This window comes from uncultured Campylobacter sp., assembly GCF_905372745.1.
Classification (GTDB): Bacteria; Campylobacterota; Campylobacteria; order Campylobacterales; family Campylobacteraceae; genus Campylobacter_A.
The window spans coordinates 1-18,253 of sequence record NZ_CAJPQR010000042.1; the positions used below are offsets into that span (position 1 = coordinate 1).

Sequence of the window (18,253 nt, forward strand, 5' to 3'; positions counted from 1 at the left end):
AAAAAAAAAAAAAAAACGGATAGGCATACATCTCAAGCAGCCTTTTATCTCTATATAGGGTATTTGGCTCTACGCTGGGGGCTTTTATTTCGAGCCATCTTTGCGCGAGTTTTTAAAATTTGCCTGCTCGTTTATCTCGCTCCCATGCTTGACGTCGATGCTGTCTCTTGCCTTTTGCTCCAGCTTAAATCTCTCCTTACGTGCCATGGCCAAACTAAATTCAGGGAAGTCTCCTAAATTTAGCCTTTTGATTTTATTGTCGGCTGGACTTCGTAATTTGCGAAAAGCGACGAAATAGGTTTTTATAAGCTTGTATGGTGAGCGAATTTAGTGAGTTTTTTGTCGTAACGGCTCAGTAAGTGACGGTAGCGCTTATAAAGATTGGTCAGAATACGATGTTTTGAAGCATTTTTCCATAAATCTGGTTACCCTGAAAGGATTCGAACCTCTGTTAGCTGATCCAGAGTCAGCAGTTCTACCACTAAACTACAGGGTAACGATAGGCGAAATTATAGCGAGCGAAATTTAAATCAGCTTTAATTATTTCAAATTTTGAGGATAAAATCGTAAAAAATCATCAAAGCGCGGTAAAATGAGCTTGCAATCGTCGCTGGCAGCACCGCAAAAATATTCGTGAGTAAAGGTGGAAATTCTTGCGGTCAAAATTCGGAAGCAAATTTAACCGCATTAAAAAACGTTTCCGAATTTAATACGATAAAATCGCCGCATAAATTTGACCGGATTTAAATTCGCAAAATTTAAACGCCAAATTTGACTACAGAACAAAAACTAGGCCAAATTTACTTCTAAATTTTCCTACAAGCACCGCGTTTTCGTAAATTTCACAGCCCGAAATTTTCAAGATGCGCTAAAAACTTTTCGGGCGGGTAAAAGCCGATGAGTCGCGCGTTTTTTAGCTCGTCTTGCGCGTGGCTACCTGCACGGAAAAATAGGATCGCAGGCGGTCCGATGAGTCCGAATTTTTTCATTATCTGTGCGTCATCATTGCTATTTTTCGTCACATCCACTCGCAAAAGAGTAAAATTTTCTAGCTTTTTTAGCACGGCTTCGTCTTTAAAAGTAATCTCGTCAAGCTCGTTACAGCTAGCGCACCAAGTCGCATAAAAGTCGATTAGCACGGGTTTAGACGAGCTTTTTACCGCATTTTCTAGCTCGGTCAAATTTAAGACGGCGATAAAATTCGGTTCGTTTTTGCTCAAATTTACGCCTGCGCCGCCTGCATTTTTAAAACCTTCGAGCGGATTTAGCGCTGATTTAGCGCCCGAAAACGAGCCCGCGATCAGCAAGACGGAGTAGATAAAGGCTAATAGCGCCGCACCTTTTAGTAGTTTTTTGCCGCCGCTTTGCTCGCTACTTGTCGCATCAAAAGCTCCGAAAAATACGCTAGCAAACACGCCGATAACGCCGTAAAGCAGTATCTCCGCCGTAGCACCCATCACGCGCGCGCTCAGCCAAACCGCCATTATCAGCATGATAAAGCCAAAAATAGTCTTTATTTTGTCCATCCAAGCGCCCGGCCGCGGTAAAATTTTACCCGAGCTTGCTCCAATGAGCAGTAGCGGCACGCCCATGCCAAGCCCCATCGTAAATAGCGCAAGCCCGCCAAAAAGCGCGTTTCCGCTCTGCGCTATGTAAAGCAGCGCGCCCGCAAGAGGTGCGGCGACGCAGGGGCTAGCGATGAGCGCGGATAAAAATCCCATCGCAAAAACGCCGATTATTCCGCCTTTGCTTTGAGCTTTTTTGTTAAGCGCGTTTTGCATGGCAAGGGGCATCTGAAGCTCGTAAAGTCCGAACATCGAAAGCGCGAGCGCGACGAAAACGAGGCTAAAACCGATCAGTACGGCCGGGGTTTGCAGCGCGCTTTGCACGCCCGAGCCAAAGACGCTAGCTGCCACGCCCGCGACTGCGTAGGCGCATGCCATCGCAAAAACGTAGACGACAGAGAGGAAAAAGCCGCTCGTAGCACGCGAGTTTTTGGTTTTGCCCTTTTTAGCGTGCTGGTTGTCGCTATCAAATTTGACCGAGTTTTCGTCTACCGCGCTTAAATTTACGGCGCCGTTTTTGCCGTCTTGTGCGCTGCTAGCTTGCTTTGAGACGATGATAGATGAAAGGATCGGTATCATCGGAAAGATGCAAGGCGTGAGCGAGAGTAGCAATCCGTAGCCAAAAAACGTAGCGAGCGATAGGAGGAAATTTGCGCTGCTAAGGCTTGCGGCGATGGAGTCTTGCTCGGAAAGCGGCGCCTGCGAGCCGGCAAATTCAGGCTCGGCTGCCTCTATGATCTGCGCGACGGAGTAGCCGCCAAGACCCTTTTTGACGCCAAATTTGAGTACTTGCGGTTGATAGCAGATGCCGTCTTTGGCGCAACCTTGGTATTCGAGCTTTAGAGTGAAATTTTCGCCGCCGATAAGTCCTTTTAGCAAATTTATCGGCACGAAAAGGCTAAATTTACCCGTATAAACTTCGCGTTCGTCGTAAATTTCGCCTTTTGGGAAGTTTAGATGCGAGTTTAAATTTTTGTCGCCTAGGCTTGCCGCGAGACTGTCTTTGTAGACGTGGATATTTGGCGCAGGGGCGAATCTAAACTCGACGTTTTGGTCGTCGGCGTGCGCGGTGAGACCGAAGGCTTCTTTGACCGAAAGCGGTTCGGCAAACATAGCGCAACAGGTCAAAATCGCCGCAAAAATCATCCTAAAAATCATAATATTCCTTGAAATTTTTATCGTATTTTACACAAGCTCCCATAAAGTCAGCGTTAAATGTTAAATTAAGAGGCATATTTTAGCTAAATTTTAATTATTTGATAGTAACATTTTAAAAATATCCAAAGGAGGTTTAGAGTGAGTAAAAACGGCACGGATAGCGTAAAATTCGACTACGAGCACGAGCTTAGAAAGCTGCAAATCGAGCTTTTAAAATTTCAAAATCACGTAAAAGAGCAGGGTCTGCGCGTACTCATCATCATCGAGGGGCGCGATGCGGCGGGCAAGGGCGGCTCGATAAAGCGCCTAACCGAGCATCTAAATCCGCGCGGTTGCCGCATCGTGGCGCTTGAAAAGCCGAGCGACGTCGAGCGCTCGCAGTGGTATTTTCAACGTTACGTCGCGCATTTACCAAGCGCTGGCGAGATCGTGATCTTTGACCGCTCGTGGTACAACCGCGCAGGCGTCGAGCCAGTGATGGGCTTTTGCACGCAGGAGGAACACAAGGAGTTTTTACGCGAGGTGCCTAAATTTGAGGAGATGATCAAAAACTCGGGCATCATTTTCTTTAAATTTTACCTCTCGGTCTCAAAAGAGGAGCAAAAAAAGCGCTTCAAAGAGCGCCTCACCGACCCGCTCAAGCAGTTTAAAATCTCCCCAGTGGATGAAAAAAGCCAGGAGCTCTGGGATCAGTACACCATCGCCAAGTACTCGATGCTACTAGCCTCAAATACGCCTTTTTGTCCGTGGACGATCATCGTTTCAGATAGCAAAAAGCAGGCTCGCATAAACCTTTTTAGATACATCCTAGCAAATGTCGAATACCCGAAAAAAATAGACGCCAAAAACTTTGAGTGCGACGAAAACGTCGTAAGAAGCGGCGAGGAGGAGATACGCCAGATGGAGGCAAACCTCAAAAACGAGAAGCTATCTAAGATGAACGGGTAGGGCGAGTTTGGGTCAAATTTGACGTGCGGCGCGGCAAACGGCCTCGCGCGAATTTGCCTAAATGTGTCAAATTTGACTCGGCAGTTAAATTTATACTCGGGCGACCAAACCCGCACCTTTTTGATATGAACGGCGGTAAAATCGGCGCTTGCTTGTTTTACGGAAACAAATTTGCGAGCGGCGCTATGGCAAATTTAACAAAGCCGGTCGGAGCTAAAAATTTAACTCAAATTTGCCAAATTTTAGGCGCTCGGCAGATCAAATTTAAACCGCGCAGAGCCGTTACTCGCGCATTTTATAGCCAAATTTAAACGTCATCCACATCATCCACGTCGTACCATGCGCCAACTAGTAAACCCTGAGACGTCGCCGTTATCAAGATATTGGTCCAGTGGAGCGCGCTGCCGATTTGCGCTTTTGCAAAAACCGCGATGTAGCCGGATAAAACCGAGAGTATAAACATGTAGGCATAAATTTTAAACAGCGGATTTTGCGTGACGCGCGCCAACCTAAAATTTAAAATCGTCCAAGAAATCGCCGACAAAGTAAATAATGTAAAAAATATAAGCATAAACTCGGCGCTATAAAATCTTTCCTTAAAATATGCCGTTGCCACCATAACAACCCAAAAAATCCAACTCGCATGAAACGGCCGCACGAGATTCGTCTCGCATAGAGGCTGAAGCGCTTTAAAAGCCGCATAAAAACAAGCGATTGTGCCTATAGTCCCGAGTACCCAATGGTTTCTGTCCTGAAACTGCGGCGAAAAAACTACAATGTAAGATGACAAAATCGTAAGCGACATGCAAATAGCCGCTAAAAATCCTAAATTTTTTGCGTTGTTTACTGTTTGGGCTCTGTCTTCGGTCAAATTTTGTTCGTTTTCTCTCATCTTATTCCTCCTTTATCATAGTCCAGGCGTATAGATAAAACGCAGTCGGTAGTACGTAGAGTATCGCGATGCTTAACGCCGCGGCTAACATATATACACCTCCTTCAAAAAAGCCAAACATCGCTAGAGTTTTTATCGCTCCTCCGACGACGGCGCTAATGATAGCAAAAAATACGTAAGTCTTAAAAAGCTTATTATTCGTGATTTTGGCTAGAGCGAAATTTAGCTTAAACCAGAGTATAAAAAAATATATGCCGATACCGACTAATACGTAGCTAACGGCTTTGACGGCGCCCGGCGTTATTCCTTCTAGACCAAGCGCTAACAAGAGAAAAATCGCTAGTACGACCGCGATTACGGCTTTTATGAAGATTTCATAGACATCGGTGTCATAGATATCGGCCAGTTTTTTAATCGCTAACCAAATATAAATAGTAGCCGCTAGCGTCGTTAGGTTGGTGATCACGCTATCTATCAGTTCTAAGTTTTGCAGTTGCTTTAAAGTATGGGGTTGCGTAAAGGCTTTGTAAACCGCTATCAAAAACGATGCGGCAAAGTTGGCTAGAAAAAACCAGCATGATATTATGCCTTGCCTTTTGGCTTCTTTTAGGACTTTTTGTTTATATGATATTTCTTGCACGTTTTTCCTTTTGCTTAGATTTGTTTATTTGGGTTTTGGCGGCATAAATTCAGGCTCTAGCTCCTCTGCGTTTGCGCCTGTTTCGTTTAAATTTACTCTATTTTCGTTACTAAATTTACCCACGCTGATCCATGCCGCAAGCAAAATGCACGAGGCCGCAAGATCAAGGGACGCGGCTACGTGGGTTTTAAATTTAGCTACGGGCAAGATTAGGCTGGGCCAGGCGGCCTCTAGTGCGTAGTATGCGGCATTTACGGCGACGTTTACGGCAAACGCCCATCCATAGACGCGAAAAAGGACGCGGTTTAGCGCGCGGGATAGCTTAAAATTTACAGCAATCCACGAGACCGCTACGGCAAATGCGACTAGCGGAAGCAGGGCGTAAAATATGACGTCGAGAAAATTTTCGTCAAGGACGTAGAGCGCGATGAGGCATAAAATAGCCGTTAAAAAGCCGTTGTAGGCGTTATTAAAGAGGTTAAAAACGTTTGCGCCCGATAAGTCTTGGGCGTGGGCTAGGGCGTAGTTAAAAGATGTTAGCGCAAGCAGCCACGCAAAAATATGAATCAGCCAAAATATATTCCAATCGCCCGCCAGGTAGCTAGCGTTTGCCGCTAAAATGCAAACCGCACCGACGATGCCTTGGGTTTTGGCTTCGCTAAATTTTATTTTCAACCTTGCTCCTTTGTCGCGCTCGGGTCGTTTTTGGCTTTAAATTTATAAATTTGCGACCCGTAAAATAGAGAATATACATAAATTTGTTTTAAATGACTATTAAATTTAAGCTGCTTTGGAAATTTTAAGCTAAGCTCCATAAAAAGGCGAGATTAAACCAAGAGCCCTAAAAGCTCAGACTAAATTTAGACGCCGCCCTAAAATTTATAAATTTAAACGCCGCGAAAAAGGCAAAAATTTTTTGTATGGGTTTAGGTTTGAGTCTTGGCGCGGCAAGAGCGTTATTTTAAACGGTTTTAGTATTTTACTTACGTTTCTATGCCGTTTAAAAAATATTTTAGAGCGATAAATCGCAAAATTGACCCCGGCTAACTAGCTAAAAAACGCTTGCGTGTTGTGTTTTTTGGAGGGGGAGTGGCGACTACGCTATAAACGCAGACATTTTGGCTAGATGGGGCTAAATTTGCGGCTCAAAGGACGCTGGCAAAATTTGGATGTTTGTAAATTTTAAAGCGTCAAATTTGACGTATTTTAGGCTAAATTTAGCGGCAAATAACGCAAAAAATAAAGACTAGAAACGCGCTTCTAGCCTTTTACTTTAGTATATGCCGCGTTTTGAGCTTCCTGAGCTTATTGGCTTGTTATTAGGACAGTCCTCTTAACTGATTTTAGCTAGTTCTATTTGCGCCGTCTATGCCTTTTTGGCGATCTGTGTTAAATTTTCCATAACTCATTTTGATTCGGCGCTATATTTATAAATATCAAATCTAAGACTAAAATAAAAGATTAACGATATATAAATTTTAAAAATGAAACGTAATACTGCCGCGCCGAAATTTATCTACGGTAAATTTATAAGTGCAGCGCAAAAAGACAAACGCTACGCTAAAGCATAAGCAAACAGCGGACCTAACCGCCATAAATCAAAAGCTCACTTAAGCGCTACTTAAATCTTTTTTCTAAAATTTTAGAAAATTCCCAAGTCTTTCTGGCTTCGCTCAGTTCTTTTTTTTCGAGTTTTGCCACCATCATCTCCTCGTTTTTGCCTAGGCGCGAAACCACCTCGCCAAAGGGGCTAATCAGCATCGAATCGCCGTAAAAGCTCCACTGTTCGCCGCTAGCGGCCTTGTGGTTGCCGACGCGGTTTACGCGTAAAACATAGACGTTGTTCGTAAAGGCGCGGGTCTTTAGCAGCTCCTCCCAGCGCGACTCGCTAAAAAACGTGCACGCGGTGGGAACTACGACGGCATCGACTTTCTTGCGCGCCATATAGGCCCACGCCGCATCAAAGTGCGCCTCAAAACCAAACATCGCGCCGATTTTAAATTTCTCGTAACTAAATACGGGCAAATTTAGCTCGCCCTCGGTCTTGTTGGCAAAAAATTTCGCCTCGTTCCAGTGCGGGTAGGGCATCAGGATCTGCTGCTCGTAAAAGCGCGAGGACGCGGGGCTAAATCTCGCCGCAACCTTGATAAAACCTTTGCCTTTGGGTAGTACGAGCGGGGCTAGGATTTCTAGATTGTATTTTTGCGCCATTGCCGCAAGCGCGTGCTTTTTGCGCTCGCTTTGCTCCTTAATGAGGCTTTTTGGCATAAGCTCAAGCTCTTTAAAAAAGCTATTTAGCACGTACTCTCCGAGCACCACGAGCCTAGCGCCCTCATCCGCGCAAATCCTAAAATAATAATCCAGCCTCGACTCGCTCATGGGCTGAGTCGGCAGCTGCAAGGCGCAAACGGCCGCGCTACTCATCGTCCGCGTCCTTTACCACTAGCTTTGCGTTTTGCAGGATTTTGTCAGCTTCCTCGAGTAGCTTTTTGCCCTCTTTGTGTAGCTTGACGCTTTGTTCTAGGCTTAAATTTTCATCGCCGAGCTGTTTTAAAATTTCATTTGCTTTGGCGAGTTTGCTTTCAAAATCCTCGCTTAAATTTTCACTCATCTAAAACCTTTTTTATGATTTTTTCAAATTTATCTACTTCGACCAAAAACGCGTCGTGGCCGTAGTCGCTATCTATCTCGTGGTAGTCGCACGCCTTGCCGATACCCTGCAGCGTCTTGTGCATCTCGCGCATGCAGCTTGGCGGAAACAACATATCGCCGCTAAATGCGACCAGCGTAACCTTGGCGCAAATAGGCGAAAGAGCGTGCGCTAGGTCGTCGTAGTGGCGCGTACAGTCAAAGATATTCATCATCTTTACGATATAAAGGTAGCTCAGCGGGTCAAAGCGCTTAGGAAAGCCGCGGCCGTTGTACTCCATATAGCGATCGACCTGAAACCGCCCCGTAAGCTCGTAAAGACCGTCGGTTTCGACGTAGTTGCGGCCGAATTTGGAGTCCATGGAGCTAGGAGAAAGAAAGCTAATGTGCCCCGCCATGCGTCCTAGCGCCATGCCGGTTAGCCCCTGCGCGGCGATGTCGTTTTCGTCGTACTGCCCGTCTTTAAAACCTGGATCGCGCAGGATGCCCTCGATCGCGATTTTGTTAAACGCGATCGCCCAGGCCTTGCATTGATAGGTGCTGGCTAGGATGATGACGTTTTTAGCAAAATTTGGAAACTCGATCGCAAAGCAAAGCGCCTGCATACCGCCTAGGCTGCCGCCCACGACCGCATGCGCTCGCTCGATACCTAAGTGCTTAAAAAGCCTTATCTGTGCCTTTACGACGTCGCTGATGGTTAGCACCGGAAAGCGCAAACGATATTGCTTACCCGTGCTTTTTTCGATGCTGAGCGGATTTGTCGAGCCGAAATTCGAGCCGAGGATGTTTACGCAGATGACGAAAAATTTGCTCGTATTTATGCCCCTGTCATCGCCCACTAGCGCGTCCCACCAGCCGAATTTCTGCTCGTTTTCGTATCTGCCTGCGGCGTGGTGGCTACCGGTTAGCGCGTGACATACGACTATGACGTTGCTTTTATCCTTGTTTAGCTCGCCGTAAGTTTCGTAAGCAAGTTCAAATTCGGGTAAAATTCGGCCGCTTTCGAGATAAAGCGGCTCATTAAATTTTACCTTGCCGGTTTTTAAATTTAGCACTAATTGACTTTGTAGTTAGGGGCTTCTTGCGTGATTACTACGTCGTGGACGTGACTTTCTTTTAGTCCCGCGCTCGTGATCTCCACAAACTCGGCTCTTTCTTGAAAGTCCGCGATATCCTTTGCGCCCACGTAACCCATCGAGCTTCGCAAGCCGCCCACCATCTGATGCACGACGTCTTTTATAGAGCCCGCATACGGCACGCGGCCCTCGATGCCCTCAGGCACGAGCTTATCTTGCGCAGTGCCTTCTTGGAAATACCTATCGCTGCTGCCTTTGGTCATCGCGCCGATGCTACCCATGCCGCGATAGGTTTTATACTGGCGTCCTTGGAATGTTATCATCTCTCCTGGACTCTCGTCGCAGCCTGCTAGCAGGCTACCGACCATGATGCAGCTAGCGCCGGCGGCTAGGGCTTTAGCTAGGTCGCCGGAGTATTTTATACCGCCGTCTGCGATAACCGGGATGCCGTATTTTTTAGCCTGCGTTGCACAGTCGTCGATGGCTGAAATTTGCGGTACGCCTACGCCTGCGACTATACGAGTGGTGCAGATAGAGCCGGGCCCTATGCCTACTTTTATACCGTCAGCGCCTGCTTGTGCTAGGTCTTTAACGGCGGCTGGGTTCGCGATGTTGCCGACTACGACGTCCACGTTTAAATTCGCCTTGACCCATTTTAGAGTGTCGATGATGCCCTTTGAGTGTCCGTGCGCGGAGTCGATAACGATGACGTCTACGCCGGCTTCGGTAAGAGCGCGAGCTCTCTCAAAGTGTCCTACTCCGATGGCTGCGGCGGCTCTTAGACGGCCTAGCTTATCTTTGTTGGCGTTTGGATACTCTTTGCGTTTTTTTAGGTCTTTTATGGTTATGAGACCCTCTAAGCGCCCGTCTCTATCGATGATGGGGAGCTTTTCTACGCGGTTTGAGTGGAAAATTTTCTCCGCTTCGTCTAACGTGCAGCCTTTTGGAGCTGTGATGAGCGGGGCTTTAGTCATCCTATCTTTTACGGGAGTACCTCTGTTTGTCTCAAAGCGCAAATCGCGGTTGGTAAGAATGCCGATTAAAATTTTATTCTCATCCACGACCGGAACGCCCGAGATATGAAGGTCGGCCATGAGATCGAGCGCCTCGCCTACGGTAGCGTCGGGGCTAACGGAGATCGGGTCGAATATCACGCCGCTCTCGCTTTTTTTGATGCGGCGTACTTCGTGCACCTGCGATGCGACATCCATATTTTTGTGTATGACGCCAAGACCACCCAGACGCGCCATCATGATAGCTGCTCTATGCTCGGTTACCGTATCCATCGCGGCTGAGACGAGAGGGATGTTTAGCGAGACGTTTTTACTAAACATTGTTTTTATATCGACCTCTTTAGGCAAAATTTCAGAATACTGAGGCACCAAAAGAACATCCTCGAAGGTCAAAGCTCGCTTAATTATCTTCATCTTTTATCCTTTTATTAAATTTTCAAGGCTAAGAGCGCCCTCTAACAGCGTTTTTTCATCCCACGCTTTGGCGATGAGCTGAGCCGAGACGTTTAGTCCGTCCGCGTCCTTAGCCACCGGAACCGAAATGGCGGGTAAGCCGGCTAAATTTACGCTGATCGTGTAAATATCCGATAAATAGGCCTCTAGCGGATCTTTTAGATCACCGAATTTATACGCCGTGCGAGGAGCGACGGGCATAAAAATGAGGTCGCATTCGCTCAAAATTCGCTCGTATTTAGCTTTAGCGTAGGCTCGAGCTTTTTGCGCTTTGATGTAATACGCGTCGTAATAACCGCTACTAAGCACGAAAGTGCCTAACAAGATTCGTCTTTTCACTTCTTCGCCAAACCCCTCCGAGCGCGAATTTACGTAAAGTTCTTTTAAATTTTTGGCTTCCGCCCTGCGTCCGTATCTCACTCCGTCGTAGCGGCTGAGATTCGCGCTGGCTTCGGCGGTGGCGATGATGTAGTAGGTTGCGATATCGCATTTTGAGTTTTCTAAATTTTTATAGATTATTTTATGGCCTGCGGATTTTAAAATATCGACCGCTTTTAAAAGCGCTTTTTTAGTCTCCTCCGAGGCCTCGTTTACGTAGTTTTCGATTACGCAGATCGCGAGTTTTTTGTTTGAGTCTAGCTTGTCTGCGACGCTCTCAAATTTTATATCAGCGCTCGTGCTGTCTCTATCGTCGTGGCCAGCAATGATGTCGTATAGGATCGCGGCGTCTTCTACGTTTTGCGTTATAGGGCCGATTTGATCGAGCGAGCTGGAGTAAGCGCCAAGACCGTAGCGGCTAACGCGCCCGTAGGTGGGCTTTAGCCCGACGCATCCGCAAAATGCCGCAGGCTGGCGTATCGAGCCGCCCGTATCGCTGCCAAGGGCTGCAACCGCTAGCCCCGCCGCTACCGCAGCCGCCGAGCCGCCCGAGCTGCCGCCCGGTACTCTTTCGCGGTTTAGGGGATTTAGCGTTTTGCCGTAGTAACTGCTCTCGGTCGTGCTTCCCATGGCAAATTCGTCCATATTCGTACGGCCAAACGGCGCTAAACCTGAGGCTAGCAGCTTTTCGACGACGGTCGCGTTATAAGGCGCTACGTATCCTTGTAAAATTTTAGACGCGCACGTGACGCTCCAGCCTTTTACTTGGATGTTGTCTTTGATGGCGATCGGCACGCCCGCACCCAGTTTGTCAAGCGGCAAATTTGCCAGCTGCTCGACGTAAGCGCCAAGTTCTTTATCTGCGAAAATTTTCTTTTCCAGCTCGTTTCTAAGCTCGGCTATTTCGCCGACGCTTAGCTTTAGAGCTTGCTTTAAAGTTATCATTTTTTATCCTTAAATTTATTTACCGCTACGATACCCGCGGCTGTGACCGCGAGGATGGCCGCGATGGTCGCCGCTACGAAGCCAAAGCTAACAGGCTCAGAGAGCATTTAGCGCCTTTTCGCATCTAGGGCAGGTTTCGCCGTCGTGCTTAGCGGTAAATTTCCAGCATCTAGGGCATTTGAAGCGTTTTGATAAAACAAGCTTAAATTTATCGTTTCTGACGTCAAATTCGGCTAGGCCGTCGCTGCCGTCTAGGCTTTGGACGTCGCTAACCATATACCAGTCGCTGATCTCGTTTATATCTTCGCTTAGGATCAAATTTGAGCTGGTTTGTAACACTAGCTCTAAGGTCGATTTTATCTTTTTATCTTTTTTGAGTACGTCGATTAGCTCGAAAAACTTCTCGCGGCTAGCCACTAGCAGCTCGTCGTCTACGTTAAACTCAAAATCTAGCGGCGCGTACTCTAGATCAAAGGCGTCGGTCGTGCCGTTTTTTATGATCTTAGGCGCATAGTCCATCGCCTCATCTACGGTGTACGTTAGCGTCGGAGCGATGAGAGGCAGTAGCGCTCTGGTGATTAGCGCCATCGCGCTTTGAGCCGAGCGGCGCGTATCGCTGTCTTTGGCGTCGCAGTATAAGCGGTCTTTACAGATATCAAGGTATATGCCGCTTAAATCGGCGCTTAAGAAATTCATCAGCAGGCTAAAGCCCTTTGAAAAATCGTAGTTTCTAAACGCCGCTTCGGCCTCGTCGAATGCTTTTTTCGCGCGGCTTAGTATCCAGCGGTCTAGGATGTTGAAATTTGACGTTTCGATATCTTCTAGATCGTTTACGTTGGCTAGTAGAAATCTTATAGTATTGCGTATTTTTCGGTATTGTTCGCTTACTTGTTTTAGGATGTTTTCGCTGATTTTTAGGTCGCTGGAGTAGTCGCTAAGCGCAACCCAAAGGCGTAAAATTTCCACGCCGTAGGTTTTAGCGACGTCAGCCGGAGCCACGACGTTGCCCTTGCTTTTACTCATCTTTTGACCGTTTTCATCGACGGTAAAGCCGTGCGTGAGTACGCTTCTATACGGCGCTCGTCCTTGCGCGGCACAGCTTAGCAGTAGCGAGCTTTGGAACCAGCCCCTGTGCTGATCGCTACCCTCTAGATACATATCAGCAGGATAGCTACCAGCATCGTAGTCGCCGCTTTTTAGCACCGCAGCCCACGTCGAGCCGCTATCAAACCAGACGTCTAGGATGTCCATAACTTTTTCTAAATTTTGCGGGTCGTATTTGCAGTTTGACGGCAAGAGATCCTTTATCTCGCTATCCCACCACGCGTCCGCGCCTTTTTGCTCGAATATCGCCGCGACGTTATCTAAAATTTCATCGTCAAATATCGGCTCTTTTGTATCCTTATGCCTAAAAAACGCTATCGGCACGCCCCAGTCGCGTTGGCGCGAGATGCACCAGTCGGGACGATTTTCTATCATCGAGCCTATCCTTTTTACGCCGCTTGCAGGGTAAAATTTGACGTTTTCAAGCTCTTTTAGCGCGACTTCTCGTAGCGTTTTGCCCTCGATTTTCGGCTCGTCCATGGCGATAAACCACTGTTTGGTAGCGCGGTAAATAACGGGCTTATGTGTCCTCCAGCAAAACGGATAGGAGTGGACGAATTTACTCGCTTTTAGCAAATTTGAGCCTAGAAGCTCTAAAATTTTCTCGTTGGCTTTAAAGATATGCATGCCGATTAGCTCGTCTACTACGTCCTCGGGAAATAATTTTTTCGCCTTTAGCGTCTCGTCGTATAATCCGCCTTCATCAACCGGCATGATGACTTCGATGCCGTATTTTAGGCTCACGTGGTAGTCGTCTTCGCCGTGCCCCGGGGCAGTGTGAACTAGACCCGTACCGCCGTCCATCGTGACGTGATTGCCTAGGATAAATAGCGATTTTCTGCCGTTTAGCGGATTTACCGCGTGCAGGTTTTCTAGCTCTGCCGAAGCAAATTCTTTTAAAATTTCGCCCTTAGTTAGCCCTTCTTTTTCCAGCTCGCCAAGCATCTCTTTGGCAAATATTAAATTTTCAGCCGTTAAAACGTAAATTTCATTTGGATTTAGCGAGATGGCTTGGTTTGCCGGTAGCGTCCAAGGCGTGGTCGTCCAGATAACCGCGCTGGCGTCTTTTGCGCCTACTTTAGCCGCAGCTTCTTCGCCTAGCTTAAACGCGACGTAGATGCTGTAGTCTTCTTTGTCCTCGTACTCGACCTCGGCTTCGGCTAGAGCGCTTTTAGCCGCCCAGCTCCAGTACACTGGCTTGCTTCGCTCGATCAAAAGTCCGCGTTTGGCGACTTTGCAAAGCGTTTTGTAAATTTCGGCTTCAAATTTAAATTTCATCGTCAGATACGGATCGTCCCAGTCGCTGGCGACGCCTAGCTGTTTAAAGCTCTCCTTTTGCACGCCGATAAATTCTCTCGCGTGTTCGCGGCAAAGCTCGCGGATTTGCGTTTTGCTGAGGCTTTTTTTCCTATCGCCCAGTTTTACCTCGACTTGCTGCTCGATCGGTAGCCCGTGGCAGTCCCATCCAGGCGTAAATCTCACGTTTTCGCCGAAGAAATAGTGCGTTTTTAAGATGATGTCTTTTAGGGTTTTGTTTAGCGCGTGTCCGATGTGGATGTTGCCGTTAGCGTAGGGAGGGCCGTCGTGCAGAGTGAAGCTTTTAGCGGCTTTTTGCCTTTTGGCTTTCATTTTTTCGTAGATTTTTCTATCGTCAAACCACGATTTTAAGCGTTTGGGTTCGTTTTCGGGCAGGTTGCCGCGCATGGGAAATTCGGTGTTTGGAAGCAATAACGTATCTTTGTAATCCATAGGTTCGCCTTGAAGTAAAAAATTGGTAGATTCTATCCAAACGGCGATTAAACGCTACTGAAAAAACGCTATTTTAAGCTAAATTTATGTAAGATATTTTTAGCTTTTAAAGGAGAAAACAGTGAAAAACGCACTACTGATCATCGGCGAAGATATCGGCGTAAACGCGCCTTTTTTAGATTATATTATTTGCGCTTACAAGCGGCATTTCGGCGAGTTGGGCGAGTTTAGGTTTGTTAGCAAAAGCGACAAGGAGTTGCCGTTTATCATCGAGCATCTTTGTGCGCGCTCGGACGGTCTTTGTATATTTGCGTCGAGTAAAAACTACTCCGTCGCGGCTAAAATTTTAGCTACGCTTAGCGGCGACGTTTTAGAGCTAAAATCCCCTCAGATGCTAGCTCCCAGTAGAGCAGAAATCTTTAGCGACGAGAGCTTTTTAGTAAGATTAGACCAAACTTACGTAAATTTAATAAAAGCCGACGCAAATCAAAAATTGCCCGCCATAGAGATCAAAACGCAGCGCGATTTCGGATATTTTCACTTAGTAGACTTTGACGAGGAGAGCGCGAAAATCCTACTCGAACCGCTAGCTAAAACATACGAGGTGCAGATTTATTCGTCTCAAATTTTATCAAATTTGGCGTTAATCAGAGTAGAAGCGAATAAATTCGGTCAAATCGGCGGCTTTATAAACGGCTCGAAAAATCTCTTTTCGGGCAAATTTTTTGAAGGCGAAGACGTCGCGGCTCACGTAGCGCGCGTACTTATGTCAAGCGGGCTAAAGCTAACCTTTGCCGAGTCTTGCACTGCGGGGCTTGCTGCGGCAAAATTCGGCGCTTTTGCGGGGGTTTCGGCTGCATTTAACGGCTCGCTAGTGACCTACGCAAATAAGATGAAGCGCGACTGGCTGGGCGTTAGCGATGAGATTTTACAAACCTACGGCGCGGTGAGCGAGCAGTGCGTGATGGCGATGCTAAAAGGCGCGCTAAAGGCGAGCGAATCGGATTTTTCTCTAGCTATCAGCGGTATCGCGGGGCCTGACGGCGGTAGCGAGACAAAGCCCGTGGGGACGGTATTTGTAGGAGCTTACGCAAAGGACGGCGAGCGTATCATCGAAAGGCTAAATTTAAACGGAGACCGCAACTACATAAGAGAGCAAAGCGCGCTGGCTGCGTATGTTTGCTTGCTAAAGCTAAAGCCGAGGCTGTTTTTAGCGTAAATTTGGTCAAATTTGGTGAAATTTACGCTCGCTAAAATTTAAAGCAGATGCGTTTTGTTGTATTAAATTTGCAAAAAACGGCAGTAAGTTTAAAATTTGCCGCCGTCTTGCGCGCGAGTAGAGCATAAATCAGCTGCGCTAGACTTAAAATTTAGCGCATTTAGGTCTAGCGGATTAAAGTAAATTTGCGGATTATTTTTGATACGGCGCGGTTTCGTAGCCTTGATTTATTAGGCTGCTCATGCCGCCGTCAAGATTTATTATATTTAGCTCCGGCGAATCTATAGCCATAGCCGCCGCAGCGCTTCTACGCCCGCTCCTGCAAATTAGCGCGACGGGCTTTTTTAAATCGAGATTGGCTTTTAGTTCGTTTAAAAAGCTATCTTTGTCGGCGGGGTTAAAAGTGATGGTCTTTGCGCCTTTTATCACGCCCGTTTCCGCCCATTCAGAAGGCGTTCTGATATCTACGATCTGCTCGTAGTTTTTTATCGCCTCGGGACTAACTTGCACCGTAGTAATTTCAGCAAAAGCCATCGCTGCAGCCGCTCCTAAAAGTATAAACTTTCTCATTTTTTCTCCTTAAATTTTGTGGCGCAAATATTAGCACCGAATTTTAAACATTTTGTCATTATAAAGTCACTCCTAAATTTTTTATGAGCCAAGACGACGCAATCTCAAATTTACGTCAATGAAAAAAATAAAACATAAATTTGCGCTTTTTGTTTAAATCGCCGCTTTATCCAAGGCGTAGTTTTAGCAAATTTTAAAACGCGGCCATAGCGATTTTTGTCGATTATAAAATTATAAATTCTCCGGTTTTGCCTTATTTTTAGGATCGCGTTTTTTCCTCACTCGGCGACCGAGGCCGCAGCGATGCGAGCTTTTATGCCCGGGCGCGCAATGCTCGGTCTGCTAATTTTACTTCTAACGGCGGTTATCGTAGCTGCCTTGGTTGCGGCAACTATTATTTTGCGGTAAATTCGCCTTGCTGGGCTGCAGCATTACCTGCACGGCGCGCTTTATTAGGCGACTTGGGGTTAAATTTAGTTTTAAAGTGAATTTTTACCTCGCCTTTTTTGCTTGCGTTTATTGCCGTTTTTTGGAATCGTTAATCGCAGTTTTTAGGCTTTTAGATGCTTGATATTAGGATGTTTTTGCGTTAGCGGCGGTACTTGCCCGCAACTTTTAGCTTTTTTAAGGTTACGCGTTTTTTGCATCTAAGCGCCCGTAAAAATATGAAAATTGCGCTACATACTGCCCTAGTATTAAGCCGACAAAAACGCGCCAAGAAACAAGCTGAAATTAACGATAGCATCAAACGGTTTTGGGTTAAATTTAGGCTTTTGCGGAGTTAAATTTAAAGTCGTCGCTAGTTTAAATTTATGGATTTATGATAAATTTAAATTTAGCTTTGCTTAAATTTAAACGAGCTTAGCATAATCGCGCGATTTTCCGCTTTTGTCGTCTAAATTTACCTGAAATGCGAATTTGACGGGATCTGCTCAGTCTTGATTGCGATTTTCGACGTGATCTACTCTCGACCAGGCAAGTACGTAGATAAACCCTAGCGCTAGGTAGATGCCAAGCACCGCAAGCTCGATAGGATAAGGGTCGCGCAGGGCTTTGGTAAGCAAAAACTTTAGCGCCGAGGCGATAAGCGTGCCGACTACGCAAAGCACCGCGTAGCCTGAAAATAGGGCGTTTTGCGTGACGACGCCGAGTTTTAAATTTATCTTTATCCAAAGCAAAAACGCAAGCAACGCCACGGCGCAAATGACGAAAAATAGAACCTTATGCGTGCTGGCGGGAGCGTAGTTTGCGCTAAAGCTTAGCAAAATCATCACGCTGCTAATAGCGATAAAAATGCGGTAAAGCTTAAACACGCCTCCGCCTGCAAGTTTGTTTACCTTTGATATCGCGCCGTAAAGGCAGATAACGGAGACGAACAGCATCGCTACGCGCATGCTCGTTGCGATATCAAAGAGGCTTTTTGGTAAAACCATCTCTTGTGAGAGTAAATTTAAAATAACCAAAATCCCAGACGCCATGCCCAGCGCTTTTGCTGTGTTTAGATGCCTCATAAAGCTCGTTTGCATCTTTTTCCTTTATAAATTTTTGGAATATTTTATCTAAATATATTTAGAACTAACATTAAATTTATCCGCTTTTGGGTTCGGTTCGACAACGCTCGTGTAAATTTAAATAAATACTAGCTTAAATTTATAGGATAATATTAGTATCTTTTTTTAAGTTTATTAATAAAAAATAGTCTCAATGATAAAATAAAACGAAAATATCTTACAAATTTTTGATGCTTTGAAAGCATATATAGCTAGTTTAGCTTAAGATCTGATTTAATACCAAAATTTATATATATCTACGTTTTTTCAGGTACAACTAGCGCTTTCACCATAAAATAAAGCTTAAAAAAATGATAAATTCGTAATAAAAAAATAAATAAAAA

At 46.1% G+C, this 18,253-nt stretch carries 16 protein-coding genes, 1 tRNA gene and 1 pseudogene; 3 read left to right on the plus strand and 15 right to left on the minus strand.

Annotated features, from left to right (window positions below):
* Nucleotides 1-84: 84 nt before the first annotated feature.
* The 4 genes and pseudogenes from QZ157_RS09575 to dsbD all read right to left on the minus strand — a co-directional run bounded on the left by QZ157_RS09575 (nt 85) and on the right by dsbD (nt 2,723).
* The gene (locus tag QZ157_RS09575; protein ID WP_295144934.1) at nt 85-207 is read right to left on the minus strand and encodes a hypothetical protein; all 123 of its coding nucleotides are present in this window, start codon (nt 205-207) and stop codon (nt 85-87) included.
* Nucleotides 208-327 (minus strand): annotated as a pseudogene (locus QZ157_RS10635) (hypothetical protein); the annotation flags it as partial.
* A 95-nt stretch (nt 328-422) separates the two neighbouring features.
* Nucleotides 423-496, minus strand: a tRNA-Gln gene (locus tag QZ157_RS09580).
* 346 nt (nt 497-842) lie between these two features.
* Complete coding sequence (dsbD, locus tag QZ157_RS09585) at nt 843-2,723, minus strand: protein-disulfide reductase DsbD (protein WP_295144937.1); 1,881 nt, start codon at nt 2,721-2,723, stop codon at nt 843-845.
* A gap of 120 nt (nt 2,724-2,843) precedes the next feature.
* Here dsbD and ppk2 point away from each other — a divergent pair, with 120 nt between their 5' ends.
* Nucleotides 2,844-3,671 carry a polyphosphate kinase 2 gene (gene ppk2, locus QZ157_RS09590; protein ID WP_295144972.1) on the plus strand — a complete coding sequence of 276 codons (828 nt, stop codon included), beginning with the start codon at nt 2,844-2,846 and terminating at the stop codon, nt 3,669-3,671.
* Nucleotides 3,672-3,724: 53 nt separating this feature from the next.
* Nucleotides 3,725-3,982: a hypothetical protein gene (locus QZ157_RS09595; protein WP_295144940.1), complete on the plus strand. Its 258-nt coding sequence runs from the start codon at nt 3,725-3,727 to the stop codon at nt 3,980-3,982.
* Here QZ157_RS09595 and QZ157_RS09600 read toward each other — a convergent pair.
* From QZ157_RS09600 to ileS, 9 genes are all read right to left on the minus strand, one after another.
* The gene (locus QZ157_RS09600) at nt 3,979-4,563 is read right to left on the minus strand and encodes a hypothetical protein (RefSeq protein ID WP_295144942.1); all 585 of its coding nucleotides are present in this window, start codon (nt 4,561-4,563) and stop codon (nt 3,979-3,981) included. The genes QZ157_RS09595 and QZ157_RS09600 overlap by 4 nt on opposite strands.
* Before the next feature lies 1 nt (nt 4,564).
* The gene (locus QZ157_RS09605) at nt 4,565-5,203 is read right to left on the minus strand and encodes a hypothetical protein (RefSeq protein WP_295144945.1); all 639 of its coding nucleotides are present in this window, start codon (nt 5,201-5,203) and stop codon (nt 4,565-4,567) included.
* 24 nt (nt 5,204-5,227) lie between these two features.
* Entirely contained in the window at nt 5,228-5,878 is a 651-nt protein-coding gene (locus QZ157_RS09610) for a hypothetical protein (protein ID WP_295144948.1), read from the minus strand.
* 942 nt (nt 5,879-6,820) lie between these two features.
* A complete protein-coding gene (locus QZ157_RS09615; RefSeq protein WP_295144950.1) occupies nt 6,821-7,627 on the minus strand; it encodes a carbon-nitrogen hydrolase family protein in 807 nt (268 codons plus the stop codon).
* Nucleotides 7,620-7,814, minus strand: a complete 195-nt coding sequence (xseB, locus tag QZ157_RS09620; protein ID WP_002948190.1) for an exodeoxyribonuclease VII small subunit — start codon at nt 7,812-7,814, stop codon at nt 7,620-7,622. The genes QZ157_RS09615 and xseB overlap by 8 nt, the downstream gene beginning before the upstream one ends.
* On the minus strand, nt 7,807-8,907 hold the full coding sequence (locus QZ157_RS09625; protein WP_295144953.1) for a homoserine O-acetyltransferase: 1,101 nt from the start codon (nt 8,905-8,907) through the stop codon (nt 7,807-7,809). The genes xseB and QZ157_RS09625 overlap by 8 nt, the downstream gene beginning before the upstream one ends.
* On the minus strand, nt 8,907-10,355 hold the full coding sequence (gene guaB / locus QZ157_RS09630) for an IMP dehydrogenase (protein ID WP_295144956.1): 1,449 nt from the start codon (nt 10,353-10,355) through the stop codon (nt 8,907-8,909). The genes QZ157_RS09625 and guaB overlap by 1 nt, the downstream gene beginning before the upstream one ends.
* A gap of 3 nt (nt 10,356-10,358) precedes the next feature.
* Nucleotides 10,359-11,717: an Asp-tRNA(Asn)/Glu-tRNA(Gln) amidotransferase subunit GatA gene (gene gatA / locus QZ157_RS09635; protein WP_295144958.1), complete on the minus strand. Its 1,359-nt coding sequence runs from the start codon at nt 11,715-11,717 to the stop codon at nt 10,359-10,361.
* A gap of 96 nt (nt 11,718-11,813) precedes the next feature.
* The gene (gene ileS, locus QZ157_RS09640; RefSeq protein WP_295144961.1) at nt 11,814-14,570 is read right to left on the minus strand and encodes an isoleucine--tRNA ligase; all 2,757 of its coding nucleotides are present in this window, start codon (nt 14,568-14,570) and stop codon (nt 11,814-11,816) included.
* A gap of 121 nt (nt 14,571-14,691) precedes the next feature.
* On the opposite strand from ileS, the gene QZ157_RS09645 reads away from it, so the two are divergent.
* Complete coding sequence (locus QZ157_RS09645) at nt 14,692-15,789, plus strand: CinA family protein (RefSeq protein ID WP_295144964.1); 1,098 nt, start codon at nt 14,692-14,694, stop codon at nt 15,787-15,789.
* Nucleotides 15,790-15,981: 192 nt separating this feature from the next.
* On the opposite strand, the gene QZ157_RS09650 is transcribed toward QZ157_RS09645, so the two are convergent.
* Nucleotides 15,982-16,359: a rhodanese-like domain-containing protein gene (locus QZ157_RS09650; RefSeq protein ID WP_295144967.1), complete on the minus strand. Its 378-nt coding sequence runs from the start codon at nt 16,357-16,359 to the stop codon at nt 15,982-15,984.
* A 932-nt stretch (nt 16,360-17,291) separates the two neighbouring features.
* Nucleotides 17,292-17,885, minus strand: a complete 594-nt coding sequence (locus tag QZ157_RS09655; protein ID WP_295144970.1) for a hypothetical protein — start codon at nt 17,883-17,885, stop codon at nt 17,292-17,294.
* Nucleotides 17,886-18,253 lie beyond the last annotated feature (368 nt).